Source organism: Psychrobacter sp. CX5, from assembly GCF_057621535.2.
Genome location: NZ_CM177735.1, coordinates 2,136,584 through 2,157,929 on the forward strand (window position 1 = coordinate 2,136,584; position 21,346 = coordinate 2,157,929).

At 41.3% G+C, this 21,346-nt stretch carries 15 protein-coding genes; 3 read left to right on the forward strand and 12 right to left on the reverse strand.

The features are described from left to right. Positions 1 to 676 precede the first annotated feature (676 nt). From rlmKL to AC21OG_RS08380, 7 genes are all read right to left on the reverse strand, one after another. Positions 677 to 3,160 (reverse strand): bifunctional 23S rRNA (guanine(2069)-N(7))-methyltransferase RlmK/23S rRNA (guanine(2445)-N(2))-methyltransferase RlmL, encoded by a 2,484-nt coding sequence (rlmKL, locus tag AC21OG_RS08350; RefSeq protein WP_487377658.1) that lies wholly within the window; start codon positions 3,158 to 3,160, stop codon positions 677 to 679. A 476-nt stretch (positions 3,161 to 3,636) separates the two neighbouring features. After that, positions 3,637 to 4,812, reverse strand: a complete 1,176-nt coding sequence (locus tag AC21OG_RS08355) for a mechanosensitive ion channel family protein (protein WP_487377657.1) — start codon at positions 4,810 to 4,812, stop codon at positions 3,637 to 3,639. Between the two features lie 240 nt (positions 4,813 to 5,052). Continuing rightward, positions 5,053 to 6,615: a dihydrolipoyl dehydrogenase gene (locus tag AC21OG_RS08360; protein ID WP_487377656.1), complete on the reverse strand. Its 1,563-nt coding sequence runs from the start codon at positions 6,613 to 6,615 to the stop codon at positions 5,053 to 5,055. 185 nt (positions 6,616 to 6,800) lie between these two features. Further along, entirely contained in the window at positions 6,801 to 7,295 is a 495-nt protein-coding gene (locus AC21OG_RS08365) for a peroxiredoxin (protein WP_486547516.1), read from the reverse strand. Between the two features lie 353 nt (positions 7,296 to 7,648). After that, positions 7,649 to 7,993 (reverse strand): hypothetical protein, encoded by a 345-nt coding sequence (locus AC21OG_RS08370; protein WP_487377655.1) that lies wholly within the window; start codon positions 7,991 to 7,993, stop codon positions 7,649 to 7,651. A 468-nt stretch (positions 7,994 to 8,461) separates the two neighbouring features. Further along, complete coding sequence (gene queC, locus AC21OG_RS08375; RefSeq protein ID WP_487377720.1) at positions 8,462 to 9,145, reverse strand: 7-cyano-7-deazaguanine synthase QueC; 684 nt, start codon at positions 9,143 to 9,145, stop codon at positions 8,462 to 8,464. A 354-nt stretch (positions 9,146 to 9,499) separates the two neighbouring features. Then, positions 9,500 to 10,372: a DODA-type extradiol aromatic ring-opening family dioxygenase gene (locus AC21OG_RS08380; RefSeq protein WP_487377654.1), complete on the reverse strand. Its 873-nt coding sequence runs from the start codon at positions 10,370 to 10,372 to the stop codon at positions 9,500 to 9,502. A 475-nt stretch (positions 10,373 to 10,847) separates the two neighbouring features. On the opposite strand from AC21OG_RS08380, the gene AC21OG_RS08385 reads away from it, so the two are divergent. Further along, positions 10,848 to 11,378, forward strand: a complete 531-nt coding sequence (locus tag AC21OG_RS08385) for a hypothetical protein (RefSeq protein WP_487377653.1) — start codon at positions 10,848 to 10,850, stop codon at positions 11,376 to 11,378. A gap of 54 nt (positions 11,379 to 11,432) precedes the next feature. On the opposite strand, the gene rlmH is transcribed toward AC21OG_RS08385, so the two are convergent. Both rlmH and trmB read right to left on the reverse strand, forming a co-directional pair. Next, positions 11,433 to 11,921, reverse strand: coding sequence for a 23S rRNA (pseudouridine(1915)-N(3))-methyltransferase RlmH (gene rlmH, locus AC21OG_RS08390; protein WP_487377652.1), 489 nt, complete (start codon positions 11,919 to 11,921; stop codon positions 11,433 to 11,435). Positions 11,922 to 12,993: 1,072 nt separating this feature from the next. Beyond that, complete coding sequence (gene trmB, locus AC21OG_RS08395) at positions 12,994 to 13,806, reverse strand: tRNA (guanosine(46)-N7)-methyltransferase TrmB (RefSeq protein WP_487377651.1); 813 nt, start codon at positions 13,804 to 13,806, stop codon at positions 12,994 to 12,996. 129 nt (positions 13,807 to 13,935) lie between these two features. Here trmB and AC21OG_RS08400 point away from each other — a divergent pair, with 129 nt between their 5' ends. Further along, entirely contained in the window at positions 13,936 to 14,931 is a 996-nt protein-coding gene (locus AC21OG_RS08400) for a DUF2628 domain-containing protein (RefSeq protein WP_487377650.1), read from the forward strand. Between the two features lie 260 nt (positions 14,932 to 15,191). Here the strand turns inward: AC21OG_RS08400 and AC21OG_RS08405 are convergent, their stop codons facing one another. Both AC21OG_RS08405 and AC21OG_RS08410 read right to left on the reverse strand, forming a co-directional pair. Further along, the gene (locus AC21OG_RS08405; RefSeq protein WP_486547421.1) at positions 15,192 to 17,048 is read right to left on the reverse strand and encodes a monovalent cation:proton antiporter-2 (CPA2) family protein; all 1,857 of its coding nucleotides are present in this window, start codon (positions 17,046 to 17,048) and stop codon (positions 15,192 to 15,194) included. Between the two features lie 162 nt (positions 17,049 to 17,210). After that, a complete protein-coding gene (locus AC21OG_RS08410) occupies positions 17,211 to 17,918 on the reverse strand; it encodes a hypothetical protein (protein ID WP_487377649.1) in 708 nt (235 codons plus the stop codon). Positions 17,919 to 18,447: 529 nt separating this feature from the next. Here AC21OG_RS08410 and der point away from each other — a divergent pair. Further along, the gene (gene der, locus AC21OG_RS08415) at positions 18,448 to 19,869 is read left to right on the forward strand and encodes a ribosome biogenesis GTPase Der (protein ID WP_486547419.1); all 1,422 of its coding nucleotides are present in this window, start codon (positions 18,448 to 18,450) and stop codon (positions 19,867 to 19,869) included. Between the two features lie 224 nt (positions 19,870 to 20,093). On the opposite strand, the gene AC21OG_RS08420 is transcribed toward der, so the two are convergent. After that, entirely contained in the window at positions 20,094 to 21,308 is a 1,215-nt protein-coding gene (locus AC21OG_RS08420; protein ID WP_487377648.1) for a D-alanyl-D-alanine carboxypeptidase family protein, read from the reverse strand. Positions 21,309 to 21,346 lie beyond the last annotated feature (38 nt).

The following is a 21,346-nucleotide window of genomic DNA, read 5'->3' on the forward strand; positions in this document are numbered from 1 at the left end:
AAAATACTAAAAAGGGTAGCAAGTCCCCCGTTTTTAAAGGGGGATTTATCTCGAAAATCCATCCCCAACCCTTCCTTTGAAAAAGGAAGGGAGCTAAACCTTGCAAAAGCTATAGCTCATACTTTAAGTTGAAATTGGCGTATTCTTAAATAAAAACAAGAACCTCCGTTATCACCATAACGGGGGTTCTTGTTTTATTAGATGACATAATCCTTAATGACGAAAAATTGTCTAAATATAGTCAGCGAACTACTAAACGATTACAGCGTTAACCTCGTTAAGCCTACTCCAGTAGGACTTGCACTCGGTTGCCTTGTAACCATTTTAGACTTCAGTGACTATGAATTTTATAATCACCCAAAAGGCTGATGTTTCCGATTTATGAGGAGTAACGGTGTGATAATAAAGTTGTGATAAATCCACATTATTGACTCTTGATATGGGAGACACCTAATATTGTTCAAGAATGGCAAGACTGTTTAGATTGCAAGAGTGTGAAAGGAGTGAGCGTTTTAGCCCTGACAGCAGCGGATATACTTGGTATAGCAAAGGGCAGATACGCTTGCTTTAAGCCGTTATCGCGAAGCAGGAACGGATTAAAGCGTAGCGGGTTCGCCCTTTGCAAACCAAGATAGAAGCGGATGGCAGGATGAGCTACTAATAACATACGATAAACCTATAATTTATGTCTTATCTCAAAACTATGATGGATTGGTTTTTTTGGATTAAAATCAAAACCAATCGTTTGAGAGGTAATCTCAGTGACATCATAGCGCTCAAATAATGCTTCATCCATTTCAAACTTGCTAAAGTTATTAGAGAAGTAAATCACCCCGCCATTGGCCAGTCGATTCATAGCACGGTTAATCAGCGCTGTATGATCGCGCTGCACATCAAAGGTACCTTGAAACTTCTTCGAGTTTGAGAAAGTAGGCGGATCAATAAAAATCACATCAAATTGATCGGTATTGTCTTTAATCCAATCAAAAATATCTGAGGCGATAAATTGATAACGGCTGGTGGTGACATCAAGGCCATTTAAAGCAAAGTTCTGCTTGCCCCAATCGAGATAGTTCTGCGATAGATCGACACTGGTAACGGATTTGGCACCTGCTAAAGCGGCATGCACGCTGGCGGTACAAGTGTAGGCAAATAGATTTAGCACATCGGCACCACGACTTGCTGAGCGAATCATACTGCGCATATTGCGGTGGTCGATAAACAGCCCCGTGTCTAAATAATCGGTAAAATTAACATAGAAGTAAGCCCCATCTTCGACCACCACATGCATTTTGCGTTTCTTTTGAGCGAGTCGCTGTGCTTCTTGCTTTTTGGCCTCTTCACGGGCTAGCTGATACTTATTACCTTTATAGCGGTTGCGGTTGTCTTTATTGGGCTTATGCTCCGTCTCTTTCGTTGATTTTGCGCTACCCTCTGATTTTGCTAGATCAGGGTTGCCATACTGGGTATTGCCGGTTTGACGGGCACGGGTCTTGATGAAAATCTGTTCACGATTGATACCAAATACTTCACGAATACCCATCAAGGCTAAATTGAAGCGTTTACGAGCGGTCTCAGGCGGTATGGTCTTGGGGGGCGCCCACTCTTGAACATGGACATAATCGCCATAGACATCGATGGCTACTTTATAATCTGGTAAGTCAGCGTCATACACCCGTAAGTTAGTGACGTCTTCTTTGGCGGCAAGCTTTTTGAGATGATTAACATTTTTTTGCAGACGGTTGACGAAGTCTTGCGCCTCATCTACGTTAATTTCCGTTTTTTCAAAGCGCGTAATTAAGTTCTCGCCTTCTTTGCGGATTAATTGACCATAGCGGAAATACACCGTCATCGCGCCGTTATGACAACGTAGGGTTTGCGGCTCATCAATTGGCAGTACATCTGCTTGTTCAACATGAGCTGCCAGCAGCCCTAAGATGGGCTGATACTTTTGCTTAGAGAAGATATCTTGCAAAGTTAATCCAAGCCCTTGGTATAACGGCTTGATAAAGTCGACGTCACCCAGACGCTCCCCATAAGGCGGATTGGTAATGATCAATGGACGTTTTAGTTTGCGATCAAGCAAGGGTTTGGCTAATGCAATTTTAAGCTGCGATAGGGGTCGCTGCTCAAGAGTGATATGCGGAATAAGCTCAATGAGCCCCGCTGCTATTAGGTTTTTATGAGTGGCTTTAATCGCGCCTGCATCGGCATCAAAGCCCAGTATAGTCGGCAACTTACCATTGGCTGCTTTTTCTAAGCCATCTTGAAAACGCTGCTGCGCCTGTGTAACGCACTGCTGCCATAGGTCACTGTCATGGTCTTGCCAATGATAAAAACCAAACTGAGATTCGGCTTTATCAATACCGACGGCGTAATCACACTGCATTAGTAAAGCTTCAATGATAAAGGTGCCTGAGCCACACATAGGGTCAATTAAGGCGCTATAGCTATTTTTTGTTTTGTGCCAATCGACGCTATACAACAGCCCTGCCGCTAAGTTTTCTTTGAGTGGTGCATCGGTCATTGCCACACGGTAGCCACGGCGGTGCAAGCTGGTACCCGATAAGTCGAGGTAAATCTCGGCCTGTTTGTCGTTGACCGTCGCATAAATGGAGAAATCAGGATTGTCGCTATCGACATCGGGACGGCTATCGTACTTGTCGTTAAAGGTATCCGCAATGGCATCTTTGATCCGTAACATGGCAAACTGCTGGCTGACTTGCACCCGCTTATCGACGCTCATACGAATGGCAAAGGTATTGTCAAGTCCGAACCAGTCCGTCCAGTCTACAGTTTTCGCCAAACCATTTAATTGTTCGGCGACGTCATATTCATTGTTAATATTGCGTTTTTTAATTGGCAGTAATACCCGTGACGCGACACGAGACCATAGGCAAATACGATAAATTTGCTCTAACGTTGCGGACACCGCCAAGCGACCTGTGCTTTTTATATCACTGATAATGTCCATGCTGCTAAGCTCAGTGTGCAATGGCGCTTCTAAGCCATCGGCACAAGTAATAACAATGTCGTAACGCTTTTGACTGGTTACAGTAGCAGAAGAGTCGTCGTCAGGCGACTGAGTATTCTGTATTTGGTTGTCTATAACTGAGCTGTTTTTAGAGGTTGGACTGTTTTCAGAGATTGGGGTGGACATATTGGGCCTTTACGTTGTGTGATGCTTAGGGTCTGTTTGTTCTATAAAACAACCTATCTTTGCTTTAAGTCCTTATCAAGCGGATTGCGCCTGCATTAGACTAGCATTTCTTGATAGGTTAATTTTAATAAGGGTATAGAGTTGGTATTAGTTCAATGCGATTGCGGGGTTGGGTCTAATAAGCTGTATTCATAAGCTTAAGTTAAAATGTTTTTAGGTTGAAATGAGTCAATACGAGGCAAAATTTGGTTGAATAGTTATTCTATTTAAGCTTAATTTTAACAAAGTAGTGGCTCATTTCAGACAAAAATAGTCAATTGTAGATTGTGAATGCAGCTTCTTCTAATATTAAAGATTTTAACACACTAACCGATGCGGTTTTAAAATTAACAAGGTTTAATAATATTCAGAGAGACTGGGTTTAATTTGTCCGTTTGCAGACCGATAGCTTCAAATAGCCTAGTCTACTGACTCATCTATTCGGTATCGTTCCCCATATGCGTGGTAACTTCAAACGGTTTGGTTTGAATGGGGTAATCGACATCTTTCGGCATTAAAATTCGCATGTGCGGGTAGGGGATGCTAATGCCGGCATCCTGAAGCTTGGTTTTAATACTTTCATTTAGCGCCTCTTTGATACGCGGTATTTGCGGCACCGCTGCTGGTGTAACCCAAAATCTGACAATAAAGACCACCCCAAAGTCGCTAATCTCTGAGATAGTAGCCGATGGTTCAGGACGCTTTAAGATTTTATCCATGTCCTCTATAACGCCTAATATCACCTCTCTTGCGGCATCAATGTCAGCCTCTAAAGCAATACGGGCAAATACATCAAACCGAATAAAATTCTTTGAAGTCAAATTAGTCACTTCTGACGAGGCTACTGTGGAGTTTGGAATTATCACTGTGATGTTATCGCGGGTTAAGATATGCGTGGTGCGTAAGGAGATGAGAATGACGCGTCCTTCTTTATTATCTAGGCTAATCCAGTCGCCCACTTGAATAGATTGCTCAAGTAAAATGGTGATACCTGAGATAAAATTAGCAATCGTTTGTTGCGCGGCAAAACCAACTGCCAAGCCAACAATACCAAGACCGGCTACCAGTGACACAATATCAAACCCAAATTGAGCCATGACACTGGCGAGACCAAAGACGACTATTAGTACCGAAAAGACGTTTTTTAGTAGCTGCTCAATGGAAGCGTTTAGCCCATAATGCTTGAGCACGCGGCTGATGACCTGCTCAGATGATGTCCATAGTACAAAGTAAATACCTGCCCAAATACTGGCTTTGGCAGTGGCTTTAACCGTAGAAGGGTCAATATTAATTTGACTCATTATGGCAATTATACAGCTGACAAACCATAAATAACGAATCGTTGAGCGCACAACGTTCATCCGCTTATCACTCAGCTTGAAGCGCTCTTTATTATGCTTAATAATATATGTCAGTAGCCAATAAAAGCAGCCTAAAACTGCTAATAAGATGACAATTTTAATCGTTGTGCTGGCAAGCTCAGCACCGCGAGATGCCCAATCGTGCGTTTCTTCCTCTAGATCACCACCAATAGCCAGATATAAGCTCGTATATAGATCGTGCAAGATCTCTTGGAAAAATTCGCTAATTCGAGAGCCAGTTTCACTTGCCATGGGTCTGCCTAAATCGTTAAGGGAGGGTTAATATAAATTTTATTCTATAATATACAACAATTTCGTTAACGTTTATTTTATAAGTTAAAGTTTATTTCATAACAAGCAAAACACCTTGTTGTTAAACAACAAGGTGTGAAATAGATTTCGCGATTAGAATATAAATAGTCAGGTGATCTTTCGAATAGCACTAGTTTAATTGACTGCTGTCTATTGACTAATGGCTATTGCTTTTGGCTATTAACTATTGCTATTGGCTATTTTACTTCTGGTATCTCTAAGCGCCGTACGCAAGCCCTCTAATATAGTAGGGTGATAAAAAGGACTGGCCAACAAACCATCTATCGTAATGTCATTGGTGATCGCTGTCGCCAAGATATGAGCGATATACTCCGCATCTGGGCCAACCATACAAGCCCCCAGTACGTGACTGGTCTCAGTACTGGCGTAAATACGCAATAAGCCACAATTTTCACCCATAATACGACTACGCCCCTGATTGTCGAAGCTAACCTCACCAATCACATGGGATATTCCTTCACTTTCAATCTCTGACAGCGATTTTCCGACGTTGATAATTTGAGGCGAGCTGAAAATAACGGACATGGCAGTGGCTGGTTTTTTGGCCTTATCGGGTGTCACATCACTGAGAATAGAGGTATCAGCCGCGCAATCAGGATCATCAGCAATGGCCTCACTAATGGAAACGCTATTGGCCTTGTGGGTGATCAATAATCCCACCTCTTTACCTGCCAGATAACCCTCGTTACTGGTGACATGTAGTAGGGGCCTATAAGCATTGGCATCACCAACGATAAAGACATCCGTACCCTCGATAGTATTATGAATTTTACCCGTGGTTTTATCCATATTGAGTGGGCGATTTTTGTCATCCAATTGAACCCCTAAATGCTCAAGACCAAGCGTATGAATAGTATTACGTCGACCCGTGGCAACCAATACCTTCTCACCACGCCATGTCTGTCGCTTTCCATCTTCATCCGTATATTCTATAACGGCAAGAGACCCATCGTTCATGCTGCCTTCTCGAGCCACACTCTCGATAGTGGTATTTAAACGCAAATCGAGACTGTGGGATAAGCATTCAATGGCTTTTTCATTGACCTTTTCATCACGTAGACCGCCTACACGCTTCGCACGATTAAATAGGACGACCTCTACACCCAATCTACTGAACGCTTGCGCCAACTCTAGCCCTATAGCGCCAGCTCCGACCACAGCCATTGACTGAGGTAAATCTGGTATCTCAAACACAATATCCGAAGTCAGTAAGGCATCCCCTAGGCTTTCTTTCCAGCCATCAGGGATATAAGGCTTGGAGCCTGTTGCGATGACTATGTGATCCGCCTTAATATACTGCGTTTCACCGCTCGCCGTATGCGCTTCGATCAGTCCTGATTCAGTGATCAGCGCACGACCGTAGATCTTAGTATCCTCATCCCAACTTTCCGCATTTTTAAGCGGATAGCTGGCGAAGTGGTCACGCTCGCGTCGCACACGTTGCATTACTTGCTTGCCATTGATGCTTGCTTGACCCTCAATGCCAAACTCATCAGAATTATCCGCATGATAAGCGCGTTCTGCGGCGGCGATAAGCAGCTTACTCGGCATACAGCCCATGGTGGTACAGGTCGTTGACCAAATGCCTTCATTGATAATAACAAGATTATCCGTTACTTTATTGATTTGACGATACGCATTATGCCCTGCGGTGCCTGCCCCGATAACTGCGGCATCAACATGACGAATGGCTTTATTGGCGTCAGTGTCACTTTGAGTCATTACAAGTATATCCCTTGGTAAGTGCGTTCAAAATATAGGTGAGTTGATAGATGAAGACTTTAAAATTGGTTTGTCGTGAGGTAATGATATAAAAGGGCTTAGAACTTCATATCTGAATCTTCGTATCTGAACCTTCGTAGCTAAACAACGTATTGAGTATTTAATAGCCAAAACCTGACGACTACCTAAGCCAAGATATCGAGCAATCTGTCAGCATAACCCTTTGCCCGAAGGTTGCGCTGAGCGTGTGTTAACTGTCCGTCTTTGTTAAATACAAAGGTTGAGCGCACCAGTCCCATCGTTTTTTTGCCATACATAGTCTTCTCTTTGATAACATCAAAGTGTTGGCATAGCTTTTCATCGGTGTCACTGATCAATGCAATCTGTAAATCTTGTTTGTCGATAAACCTTTTGTGCGACTCAATGCTGTCTCGTGATACGCCAACGATAGAGTAGCCCAATGTTTCAAAGTCATTAAGCTTGGCCGTAAAATCAGTAGCTTGAGTGGTACACCCAGGTGTGTTGTCTTTTGGGTAGAAATATAAAATGAGACCTTTGTTGCTGTCCTGCAGTAAGCTTTTTAAGCTAATGTCAGTTTCAACTATTTCCTCGTCAACTTTTTGCACCATAGGGACAGTAAATTCAGGTAAGTTTAAGTTTTCATCCGTTGGCTTCGCCATCATGAGATCCTTTTTTGAGTGGGTTTTTTTGATTTAATCGGATTGTTTATAGGTTTGTTTTCAACAAACGGTATAGCTATAGTCAAAGAAGTCTAAAATGGTTACAAGGCAACCGAGTGCAAGTAGCAAGTAATACGAGAGTAGACTTAACGAGGTTAACACTGTAACCGTTTAGTTGTTCGATGACTATATGATGTATAAAGATATATAAAACAATTATGCTATAAAAAAAGGCTGACGTATGCCAGCCTATTTTAGTAACCTTTTTAGTATTTGCTTATACAAGTCGCTTATAGAGGTTGCTTAGCTTATATAAACCTAGATAGCTCGGTAGGATGATCTCATTAATTGAGTTAACCTGCTTTTTTAGGCAAATTGAGTTTGATATCTTTTGTGCACTGTTGTAACTCTTGCTGCATCTTTTGGACATAAGGCAATTGCGAAGGGTCTTTATTACTTTGTGCGTAGCTTTCAATTTCCCAAGTTTGTCCAATGGTCATTTTACTACGGACATTGACCTGACAACTACACAGCTTTTTAGCATTCGCCGTGTCAGCGATTTTATTATCCACAACGCCTTTAACACATTTGTCAATTTGGTCTTGTTTAATGTCTACCGCTTGAGCGGGTGACATAAATAATGTGGCTGAAGCCAATATCGCGAAAGCGGGTAAGATTTTATTGGTTTTAAACATCATAAAGTAAAGTCCTTAAAGCAATTCGATCGTAAACGTTGAACTATATATCAATTGATAAAATAAGACGTTGATAATAAGAGTCGTCATGCCAATCAGTGTGTTAACAACTTAGTTGACGTATTTAAAGTCTATAGCCATTTCAATTCTATAGACAAGGTAGTTAATAGCCACTGTTGGCAGTCACGCTATTGGCTACCTACTTTAACAATAGCCAGAGACGATTCATATTGCTTTTTGCTATGCCGTTGCAAAGTAATGTTGCTAGACAGTTGGTTTTTCATTAAGACTTTAAACAATAATATCCCAAAAAATTAATTTCAGAACATTTTCAAGGTAATCAATAGGTTAAATTCATTAACCTGGCTAAACTCAAGCATACTGTGACTTTCATAGGGTCATAAATGACGCAATATTTTCATTCAGAAAGTTAAACCATGTCGTTATCTAGTCTGCATATCGAGTAACACTCTAAACCGCATAACGAGTAGGGTCGCTGACACCCGCATCACTAAATCCTCTCTTACGTAACGTACAGCTATCGCATACCCCGCACGCTCGACCTTCGGCATCTGCTTTATAGCATGATATGGTCTGAGAATAATCCACTCCCAATGACGTTCCGAGTTGGATCGTCTCCGCTTTTGACAGCTTTTGTAAGGGAGTTTGGATATGCAGTTTATGACCAGTCACCCCTGCTTTAGTTGCTAAATTTGCCATGACTTCAAAGGCTTCAATATATTCAGGTCGGCAGTCAGGATAGCCTGAATAGTCGACTGAACTGACTCCAATAACAATATGATTGGCTTCTGTGACTTCAGCTACTGCCAGCGCATACGATAAAAAAATAGTATTTCTAGCTGGCACATACGTGTTTGGAATGGCATCGTTGTCGATGGTATCCGTATGAGTGGGGAACTTTTGCGCATCGCCATCAGGCACTACCATATCATGGTCAGTAAGCGAGGAGCCGCCAAGTTGAGCGATATCGATATTAATGATCTTATGATCAACGCCAGCTTGTTCGGCAATTTTCTTAGCAGCAACCAGCTCACTATTGTGGCGCTGACCATAATTAAAACTGACCGCAGTGACTTTGGCAAAGCGCTGTTTTGCCCAATAAAGACAGGTAACCGAATCAAGACCACCTGACAGTAATACGACAGCATTTTGATTTGTGGTTTGCTCTAGAGTTTGATTTGGGGTTTGGTCTTGGGATTGTTTTAAAGTCTGGGATGTGGAATGAGTTTGAATTTCTGGGGTATCGTTTTGCAAGTTATTGACCTCGCTAGAAGTTGGGAGAGGAAAGTGATCTCTTAGAAGTTATAATTTAGAAACTGTCAGTTCTAAACTGTTATTTAATAAAAGTAGATTTTAACAAAGTTAGCCGTAAACAAAGAGAGTTTGGCACAAAAATAATGTCGCGCAATATGAGTCAATGAACTCAATTGCTCATTCACTCACTAAACATTTACTTAATTGATAATGATAGCGTTTATATAAACTATCCTAATCAAAGCGATAGATATCCATCCCCAAACTATAATGCACCATACTTTCATGTATGACCGAGACGCGTTGACCTGACCCAAGCGCAAAAAACAAAGGCAACAGATGTTCAGCAGTTGGATGAACCTGATCTGCATCAGCGAATTGTTGCCAGTCTAAAGCCGCCGGAATATCCGTCTTAAGCTGATTAAGTAGCCACTGTTTAAATGACTTAGCTAATGTATCCTCACTTTTGGCATGCCACTTAATCGCACGTAAATTATGAGTAATACTGCCAGAGCCGATGATCAATAGTTGTTCATGCCGCAATTGCGAAAACAAGCTGCCCAATTGATAACACGCATAAGCATCAAAATATCTGGGTAAAGATATCTGAACAACCGGAATATTCGCCTCAGGATACAGATGAATCAAAGGTGTCCATACACCATGATCCAGAGGTCTCAGCGGATTTAAGCTATTGATAATACCCATCTTGTTCAGTTGAGCGGACAGTGATTCTGCTAGTGCAGGCGCGCCTTTTGCAGGATAATTTAACTCATGCAAAGCACGATCAAAGCCTGAAAAGTCATGCCAGGTTTGCGGTTGCGGATTGCTTGAGATCTCCAAAGTATGACTCACCCAGTGCGCCGACATAATAATGATAGCTTTTGGTAGGGGCAAGTTTTGTCCCACTCGCGCCAACGCATTAGTGGTCGTGCTTTTCTCCAAGGCAAGCGTTGGCGCGCCATGCGAAATAAATAACGCTGGCAAGGTGGAAGTGGGCTGTGCAGGCGCAATCACCTCACCACTGGTCAACGGTGTAATGCTAGTCGATAAGGACTTGGGTGCCCCTTGAGTCAGTGGCTGTGTTACTTTTTTTGATGGGTTCATGGCTTAAGTTATGGGGGCATCATTACGTTTTTAAAGACAAGCTTCGCTAAAATTATGTCAGCATTTAAATGCTTTGCAGTAGTCATTTCCATTTGTCACACTTATGATATTCAAGCTTATATAAGGTAACAGTCATGGTTTAGGATTTGATGTAGCCAATCCCGCTTGTACGCTATATCTAGTTATCTAAGTGATGCGTCGCTACAGCTTGGGGCGTCGCTTGCTTCGCGTCGCCACCCCAAGCCTACCTCCGCTATCACTTATCTCACTAGGATACCGCTACAATCGGGGCTAAACTTCCTTGTTCAATAAAGCAACTGTTATTTTAAGAGGGTACTATTTTATGATACTGTTATTTCGCAAGACTTTTTTCAAGTAGCTATTATTTTATGAGACTATTACTTCAAGTGGTTATTATTTTAAGTGAGTCGCAAGCCAGTGACTCGAATGTACAGCATAGTTTAGGAGTTAGCTAATGGAAACAGTCGCTAATATATTTAAAACGCTTGTTGCCATGCTGCTAATGTCGGCAGCTTTGTTTGGGTTATGGCGATTATATGATAGTTATGTAACGGAACAGAAAGATGTTTATTGGTCTATTGAAGATAAACCTTCTAAAGAAGAGCTCACTCAATTAACAACTCCTCTTATTGAAAATCTACCACAGCCCGACAAAACTAAATATCTTACAAAACTAGTGTTGAGATCTATATCAATGACCTACAACAACCCTAATGACAGGACTGAAGATCTATTAATCGAAAATGTTAAAAAACAAGGCATATGGGAGGAAGTTGAGTTGAATGGAGGTCATTCTGGCAATCATAAATTTTGTTATAACCAGTTCGAGATCAGTGTTAACAACAATGAATATAATACTTTTCAGTTCAAAGATAGTCGGGACAAAAGCCTAACGGTCAATGTCGGGTGGCATAGAACAGGGATTTGCCGAGGTAAGTATATACAACGTTTAGTGGCAAAAGAGCAATTAAATAAGCCAAGTTAACGATTTTGAACGGCTAAACTATTTCATTAGTGCTTGCTTGTAGAGTACGTCTCTCTAATTACCCCGATGATACGGGTGGTTATGATTAATACTCATCGCTCGGTACAGCTGCTCCATCAATACTACCCGAACTAAAGGATGGGGTAGGGTAAGCGGCGATAAGGACCACTTAAAGTCGGCCGCCGCCAACACTTCAGGGGAAACCCCATCAGCTCCGCCAATCACTATTGCAATATCATCGCCAAGTTGCATGGCTTCATTGAGCTTATTTGCCAACTGTTCGGTCGATAGCATTTTCCCTTTAACATCAAGTACCCACAGCTTTTCACGGCTGTTCGACTGATGGCTTGATAAAATAGCACTGCCTTCTTGTTCGCGATACTGGGCTAAATTTGCCTCTGAAGGATTTTTAGCTCTTTTAGCAGGTGTCAGTTCTGCTATTTCAGTGCTCAGCATCGGCTGAATACGTTTGTGATACTCATCAAATCCAGTGCTGATCCAGTTTGGCATTTTATTGCCAACACTCAAAATTCGTAACTTCATAGGTAGCCTTTAAGCGTTATCTAAACGCTATCGATAATTTTTGTGACAAGAAATGTATTGGCGTTAACCGTTAACTCGTTATCAGTAAACATTAATTGATTAAGTAAAATGCAGACTGCTTGTATAAGATAACGACTATAAGATACCAACTAATAAAGGGAGTTAAATCGCCTTAAAAAAGGAGTTAAATTGCAGTAATGTGCTTAACTTTACCTAAATTTTTGACGCCCAATAAATTCGTATCTAAATATTTCAGAATTTACCCATCAAGCTTAAGCCTTATAAAACTTAATATTCAATTAGAGCCAACTTAATAAGACCATAAAAGTTGCTAAAGTCAATACATTTGAGTGAAATTTATAAACTTATCCACAGGTTAAATAAGACTTAAGGGTCAAGTTGTGAAACATATTAAGATCTAATATATAAGCCTACAAAATATTTAAATTTAACAGTCATTTAATAGTTATTGATACTAAGTAATTGATTTTATTAATAAAAATAACTGTATAAAAAATGAACAATTTTATTCAACCTCCTATGTTCTCTAGGGTATAACTTGTCAAGGGGTAGCTTATCCACAGAGTTATCCACAGTTAATGGGGAAAACTCCTAATCGCCTTGCTAGCTGTGCGCTCACAACAATTTAACAAACTCATTTAAAAAAATGTAGACTTTTATATAGATTAAAAAGCTAAATAAGTTTGCTAAATATTTTGAGAATTTGATCATTTTGTATGCTAAAAATAAGGGGTGTTTCACAAATATGACGCTAGCATGATTGTTTAATGACAGTAGGTTTATTTACGAGGAGCTTTTACAAAATGACAGCCTTCAAAATATTAAGTCGGCTTCACAATATAAAGGTATAAAACTAAAATATACCAAAGCCAATATTTAAAGAAATAGCAGCTTTATAAGCTGCTAACTTGAAAGTGTATTAACTCGAGACCATGTTAAGCTAACTCATATTAATCCTACTGTTAGTAATAACGGCACTTATCTTTTTTGATAGGTAGATGTTTACTTAAGGCTTAATATCAGTCTCATTAACAAGGTCATGTGTGACGCGTTAATCTTTACGATAGATTAAATCCCAAACACCGTGCCCACGGTCTAAGCCTCTTTTTTCAAACTTAGTCATAGGACGAAAGTCGGGTCGAGGAGTAAAGTTTCCCACGCCAGCGGTATTGGTTAGTCCATCAACGTTATCTAAGACATCAAGCATCCAGAAGGCATAGTGTTCCCAATCTGTGGCAGCATGAAACCAACCACCAGCCTTTAGACAACGGGTTAATATCTGCATACGCTCAGGGCTAACAAAGCGTCGTTTGTAATGACGTTTTTTTTGCCAAGGATCTGGGAAGTAGAGCTGGATACGATCGATATGATTTTCAGGCAGTTGCTGCATTAAGCGAATGGCATCACCATTAATGATCTTTAAATTGCTTAACCCTTGCTCACTAGCCATAACGGCACATTTACCGATACCAGGCTCATGGACTTCAATACCAACAAAGTTACGCTTAGGGTCTGCCTTCGCCATTTCAACAAGTGAGCTACCCATACCAAAACCGATCTCAAAAGTTAGCGGCGCATCTGGACCATTAGGGGTTTGCTTGGTATCGCTAAACAGGGCGCGCAAATCAGTAATGTTATCGATAAGTCCTTGACCTTTATCGTCTGTTGAATTGACGATATAGACGGCATAAGCTGGATCCGTTAGCGCATTTTCCGCAGACTTACTGACATGAGTACGGCGCTTCATAAAGGTATTAATAAAGCGCGGGAATGCAGTCTGCTTATTGTCAGTATGACTGCTAACAGAGTGGCTATTAGTATCATTGTGATCAGTGTCGCCACTAGGCGAATTATTTGTACTCATATCAATTGAACCCTAAAATAAACAGTAATTTTGGCGTATTATAACGCAAATCACGTGTAATACGATGACCAAACGATGAGAGTTCGTTTGGTCAGGCATTGTATCCGTTTAACACAAGGCTTAGTTCTAATGTTATTTATAGAAGAGACCTCGCCACCACCATTCTATCAAGATCAGCTGACGCAAGAGCAACGTGTTCAGTTGGATAAATGGTTTATTGGACACCGTTCACAGCGTTATTATCTAAAGCGTTTTGCACAGTTCGATACTCAAGGCTACTTGTCACCTAAGTGGAATTGGGCTGCCTTCTTTGTGACCTTTGGCTGGCTGCTATATCGAAAGCGCTATTTGGACTGTATTGTCTACACCATTGCTGGTTGGTCGTTTATTCAGCTCAATGTCGTCATAATATTAGTGGCATTCGAGTTTGCCTTTATGTCGTTTGTACCGGATGTTTATCAAATGGCGACACGGATATTGATTGCCTTGCTTATTTGGATATTTTGGGCGGCAATGGTGGCGCGCTGGGCGGATGCTTATTATTACCGGATGGCGCGACGAGAAATAGCAGATGTACTGGTCGACTATCCTCGAGAGCCAAAAAGACAACAGGAGCATTTACAAAGAGAGGGCGGCGTCAGCGTGGTCGGTATGGGGTTTGCTTTTGGGCTGTTCAGTTTTTTATTGATGGTGATCTATCAGCAATTTTTGCCCATATATGCTCAGCCGAAAGAGAAAGGCATTATCAATGACACCTTTGTAGCTACCCGTATCGCAACTACTTATGTAGAGGAGAGGTATCAAGGTAGGGGAGACTGTCCCGTAGAAGAACGTTTTGATAATTTACCTGCCAAATTAAATGATAATTTAAATGAAACTGCGAATAATTATTTAAGCTTAGAGGTGGTGCAGCAGCCCCCTGCACTTGGCAATAGATCCAGTAGTTGTGCCCTTATAGCCCGTATACAAAATGTGCCATTTCCAAATCGTAATTTAAATGGACAGACTTATATTATGTATCGCTCAGCAGATGGCAATAATGAGATTGAACCTAACAATGGCATATGGCGCTGTGTGACTTCTCTGAATAAGAAGCAAAAGCCTCACATTTGCCAAACTGAATAACTTAAGCTAAATAAACCTCATTCTCAACTCTTAACGTAGGCTGTGGCTTTAACCCAGCATTTTGATTAAAGGTCTTAATTTGCTGGGCTAAAAGCACCAGCCTACAGTGAATTATAATAAGTTGAGAACGGGTTAAATAAATTATACAAACTAACTTTTAACTAAATAACCTTAAACTAAATAACCTTAAACTAAATAACCTTAAACTAAATAACAGACAACTCAGTCAATGCGGTTTCTATCATTCGCTTTTTTTAGTCTTATTTTAAGTCGCTATATTTATTGATACCAACTGCCGTTTCTATATCCTCTAAATCAAGTTTTTTACCCTCATCATGGTCAGAGTCGAACAGACTCTCAAGCTCCATCATCGAGGACTGAACCGATTCTATCAGTTTGGCTTCATCTTCATAGATCGCTTGCTGTTGATTTAGCAGCTTATCATCATAATCACGGAACGCTTTAATGGTCTCACGTGCTTTGTCAGGAGACATACCGAGTATTTCAAGTGATTCACGAGACATATCCAATGATGATAGGTAAGTCTCACGCCATATATGGGTAATCCCTATTTCCCGCAGGCGATAAAAGTGGTTACGGTTGCGGGCCCGAACCAGTATCTTAAGATTAGGATAATGATTATGCAAATATTGAGCGGTGGCTATGGAGCGTTCAACATTATCAATGGCGATAATGAATACTTTGGCTTTATCGATGCCAGCGGTGCGCAATATCTGAGGGTTTTGCGGATTTCCATAATAGACTTGGTTACCAAACTTGCGCACGAAATCAACTTGGTTAGCTGAGCTTTCAATAGCGGTGAATTCGATATTGTGCATCCGCAGCACCCGTCCGATAATTTGCCCAACACGACCAAATCCAGCGATAATCACAGGGTGCTCGTGATCAGGAATGCTGTCATATTCTCTATCTGGTTGACGTTTTGCAAATCTAGGCTCACCAAACTTCTCTAATAGTAAAAATCCAATGGGTGTAAGCGCCATTGATATCGTGACAATGAGTGTCAGTAGGTTAGCGTACTCTTGATTTAACACATTTTGATTGGCAGCGGTACTGAACAAGACGAAGGCAAATTCACCGCCTTGGGCCAACGTCACCCCAAGTCGAATACTCGTCGGCAAACGATTGCCTAATAGCCGTGCAATAATACTGATGACACCAAATTTGATCACCATTAATACGATGGCCGCGCCGATGATTAGTATAGGATGAGCCATTATAAGCTTCACATCCGTTAGCATCCCGACGGACATAAAGAACAGCCCTAATAATAGGCCTTTAAATGGTTCAATACTGGCTTCAAGCTCATGGCGATATTCCGAGTCAGCTAATAGCACCCCTGTTAAGAAAGCGCCCAATGCCATCGACAGACCAATCTGACCCATCAAAATGGACACACCCATCACGATAAAGAGTGCCACAGCGGTTAATAATTCGTTGGCACCGCTTAACGCTACGAATTTGAAAAAGGGGCGGACGACGTAACGGCTGACGACAAATAAACCGCCAAATACGGCGACCACTTTTGCAAAATACATGATGTCATACGTTTGCTCACGCACCCCAGATAAAAAGGGAATGACTGCTAATAAAGGGATAACCGCAATATCTTGGAACAGTAAGATGGTAAAAGCTTCACGCCCGTGAGTGCTGGATAGTTGCTCTTTTTCTGTCAAAACTTGTAATACAAAGGCGGTAGAGGACAGTGCCAAACCAAAACCGACGATGAATGCGGTATCTAGTCTTAAGGGGCTAAACTGATATAACAGTCCCATGAGTAATAGCCCCGTTACCCCGACTTGCAGACCACCGAACACAAATATTGAATGACGTAATGCCCAAAGACGTGAAGGCTGTAGCTCCAAACCAATGACAAACAGGAGCATGACCACCCCGAACTCGGAAAAGTGCATCAAGCTTTCTGCATCACCGGCCACATCTAATACACTCGGTCCTAGCAATAGCCCCGTAATTAAGTAACCTAAGACGGTGGAGATATGAAGTCGCTTACCTAGAGGCACTAATAACAGTGCCGCCCCTAAAAATATCGTGACTTGTAGCATTAGGCTAGGTTGGACAACGGAAGCTGCGAGCATGTAGGGTCCTTATATATGGTGCATCTTCAAGGAGCAAAGAGACTCTTAGGTTTAAGTCTTGAAGGATAAGTCTTGAAGGATAAATAAAATGTAAGGGTCTGTCTATTTAAAATATGCCCATTTAGAGTCTGTCTTTTTGAAAGTTGCCTAGTTAGGGTCCGTTTATTTCTTCTTATAAATTTTCCATGTGCCATTATCGGCAAGAGGATGGCTGTAAGCATCATTGCGACGTTTACGAGGTTTTTGGCGGCTATCGACAATTTTGAAATTAGGCAGTGCTTGGACTATCAAACCCGTACGGTAAAACCTGATACGTTCTGGGTCAAGCAGCTCTCCCTTATTATCACGACAAAATACATAAGCACGTAGATCAATAAACTCTCGATGAGCGACTAAACGTGCCGTTTCATCGTGTTGAAATACTTTCTCAAGCCTCAGAAATTCAGACTCTGTAAATTCACCGCATTTATCAATTAAGGCGCCCACCGAACCAAAGTTTTTGGATTCTTTGGCACGGGTTTTGGTTAAATGCAAACGCTGAACATTGTAAATAAATTGTGGTATCTCTAAGCTTGCGGGTAGCGGTAAATTATCTGGGGGAAGGTAGGCCGCAGGATAAAATTGCAATGCACGCTCAATAAAAGGCTGCCAACGCTTATGATAGGCGGCCACCTCATCATGATTGCCCATATAGATCGGCATATCTCTTACTTGAGAGAGTATATCAGGTGGGAATTGGTCATGACGAAAGGCTGCAATGTCCGCCTGAAGGGTAGACAATAATTCTTTAGCGTGTTTCTTCCCCTCCTTGGATAAAGGATCTTGGATTATTTCTTCTGGAGCGACGAAGGGTGCAGAGCGTCTTGACATAATTGCTATAGGTTCATTATTAAGAGGATTAAAACCATGGTATCATAACCAGATAATTTAACTGAAATTAGTCTTTGGTATAACGAGGTTCAAGAAGTGACTAACGGTAATCAAAAAATATTAGTTAGTGATGCGAGTTGTTTTTGAATAATCCTATTTTTGTTTTGAACAACTAGATAATCATTTTTAATAACCAGATAACTTTTTAATGAACCAGAAAACTTTTTAATGAACCAGAAAACTTTTTAATGAACCAGACAACTTTTTAATGAACCAGACAACTTTTTAATTATTAAGATAATATTATTCATTTTTTCAGTAAATTAATAGTTATTTTATGACAACAGACCTCAATAGGTCTTAAACAAACAGACCCTAATGTTAACAACCTGTATGCATAGCTAAAGTTGGTCAGTTTTAGATAGAAATAACCAATAGGAAGTTGTGCAAACAGGTTCTAAATATAATCATCAAGAATTCTGATTTTAATTCAATCATTAACACCTTGTAAAACCAAGTGAGATAAGCAATGTCCATGAAACCTGTCGTCGCCCTAATCGGCCGCCCGAATGTGGGTAAATCGACAATATTTAACCAAATGACCAAATCCCGTCAAGCCCTAGTAGCTGATCTATCCGGCTTAACCCGTGATAGACAGTATGGTGACGCAACGTATAATAACAAATCATTCGTTGTCATTGATACAGGGGGTATCGGTGAGGCTGACGATGGTCATGGCAGTATCGATGACTATATGTCAGCTCAGTCGCACACCGCTATACATGAAGCAGATATTTTAGTATTCGTGGTTGACGCAAGAGCTGGCATGATCGGCGCTGATGCTGAAATTGGTAGAATGCTTCATACTCTTGGTAAACCTGTGTTTTTAGTTGCCAACAAAATTGACGGAGTACATGATGCTGCCCCTGCAGAGTTTTATGCCTTAGGTTTGGGTGAGCCGTATCCTATGACTGCCAGTCATGGCCGCGGTATAGGTAATTTGCTTGAAGACTTAACAGCAGATATGCCTGAAGATGTTGAAGATGAAGCACATGATGGGCTTAAGCTTGCGATAATCGGGCGTCCAAATGTTGGAAAATCGACCCTAGTAAACCGAATGTTAGGGGAAGATAGAGTCGTGGTCTATGACATGCCAGGGACGACACGAGATAGTATTTATATCCCATTTGAGCGTAATGGCAAAAACTATGTCTTGATAGATACCGCAGGGGTACGTCGCCGCGGACGTATTGATGAGAAAGTTGAGAAGTTCTCCGTCATTAAAGCCTTACAAGCAATTAAAGATGCCAATGTTGTTATCGCCGTCATTGATGCGCAAGAAGGGATTGTCGATCAAGACTTGCATATGCTGGGTTATGCCCTTGATGCGGGCAGAGCTATGGTCGTTGCGATCAATAAATGGGATGATCTTCATGAAGATAAAAAAGAGATGGTGCGTATAGAGCTTGACCGCCGTTTCAACTTTATACCGTATGTCAAAGTGCATTTTATTTCTGCCCTGCACGGTACCAATGTGGGTAACTTATATCCGTCGATTCATAAAGCGTATGAATCTTCGATGTTTAAAGTATCTACTAACCGTTTGACTCAGATTTTGGAAGATGCTGTATCTGCTAATCCGCCTCCGATGTCAGGTGGTCGCCGAATTAAACTCCGTTATGCCCATTTAGGGGGTCATAACCCACCAGTTATTGTTATTCATGGTAATCAGACTGGGTCATTACCAAAAAGCTATCAACGCTATTTGGAAAATGAGTTTCGTAAAGTGTTTAAGCTTGAGGGCACGCCGTTAAAGGTTGAATTTAAACTCAATACCAACCCTTATGCCGGTAAGAAAAAACCATCGACGAAGACAGTGAGACCGGGTGTTTCAGAAGCCCGTGCCAAAAGACGTAAGATGAAGTATAAAAAAGGCTCGCATAAAAGATAGTCTTGCATAAACGATATACAATACTCTTGCGATAGTTGGAACGACTAAACGGTTACGGTGTTAACCTCTCTAAGCCTTGTTTAGTAGTACCTTCGCTCGGTTGCCTTTTCATCATTGTAGAGCTTTTCGACTCTACTTTATAATAAAAAAAGGGACTGTCCATGGACAGTCCCTATTTTTATGTTTGTCAAAGCACCACAGGCGCGACTTAAATCTTCAATAAGTTAGAATAAGTCGCTGAAGAATTTTACAATATGTTGCCAAGCACGTTTCATAATACCTGATTTAGCCACATCTTGAGTGGCGACGATTGGTACAGAGGCCACTGATTTACCATCAACCACTGCCATCATTTTACCGATCTCTTGACCTTTAGCAATAGGGGCCTCAATGTCATCAGAGATATTAACGATTGAGCTTACTTTATCCTTTTGAGTTTTGGCAATCAATACTTTTAAGGCTTCGCCGGTAGCAACTTTAACACTGTCAGTCTCACCAAAGCTGACAGGGACGGTCTGAACAAATTGATTTGCTGGCGACAAGACGACAGTATCAAAATGCCCAAATCCCCAGTTTAATAGCTCACGCGATTGATCCGCCCGTGATTGCATGCTATTACTACCCATAATAACGGATATTAAACGCATATCTTCACGTTTGCTAGAGGCCACTAAGCAGTAACCGGCAGCATTAGTATGACCTGTTTTTAAGCCATCTACTGTTGAATCTGTTAGCAATAAGGCGTTACGATTACCTTGTGTAATATTGTTATAAGTGAACTCTTTTTCTGAATAAATCTTATAATAATCGCCACCTTGCTTGATGATTGCGCGAGCCAAAATCGCTAAATCGCGAGCCGAAGCGACATGACCCTCAGCGGGCATACCAGTCGCATTAACAAAGTGGGTATTGGTCATACCAAGTTTTTTGGCCTCAGCATTCATAAGCTGCGCAAAGGCCTCTTCACTACCGGCAATATGTTCTGCCATTGCTTTAGAAGCATCATTACCAGACTGAATAATAATGCCTCGAAGCATATCAATGACAGAGGCTGTTTTATTGACCGGCACATACATGCACGACTCACTACTGCTACCACGACACCATGCATTTTTACTCATAAGGACTTGCTCGTCCTCTTTGAGATCACCTGACATTAACTTATCTTCAATGATATGACTCGTCATCATTTTGGTCAGTGATGCAGGAGGTAGCGGTTCATCAGCATTCTTTTCCGCCAGTATTACACCGGTATCATAGTCCATTAAGATGTAAGCTTTATTATCCATTTCAGGCGGACTAATAGTTGCTGCTAAGGATGTACTGGATAACAGTAGGACAGTAGAGCCTATAAACAAAGACTTAAGGGAGGTCAGGGGTGAGGTTGAGTTGGTTTTATCTTTTGTTGAGGGAAATAGTTTAGTTGCAAAAGCAGTCATATCTAAGACACCGTATTTGGTCATAGGTTATTCAGTAT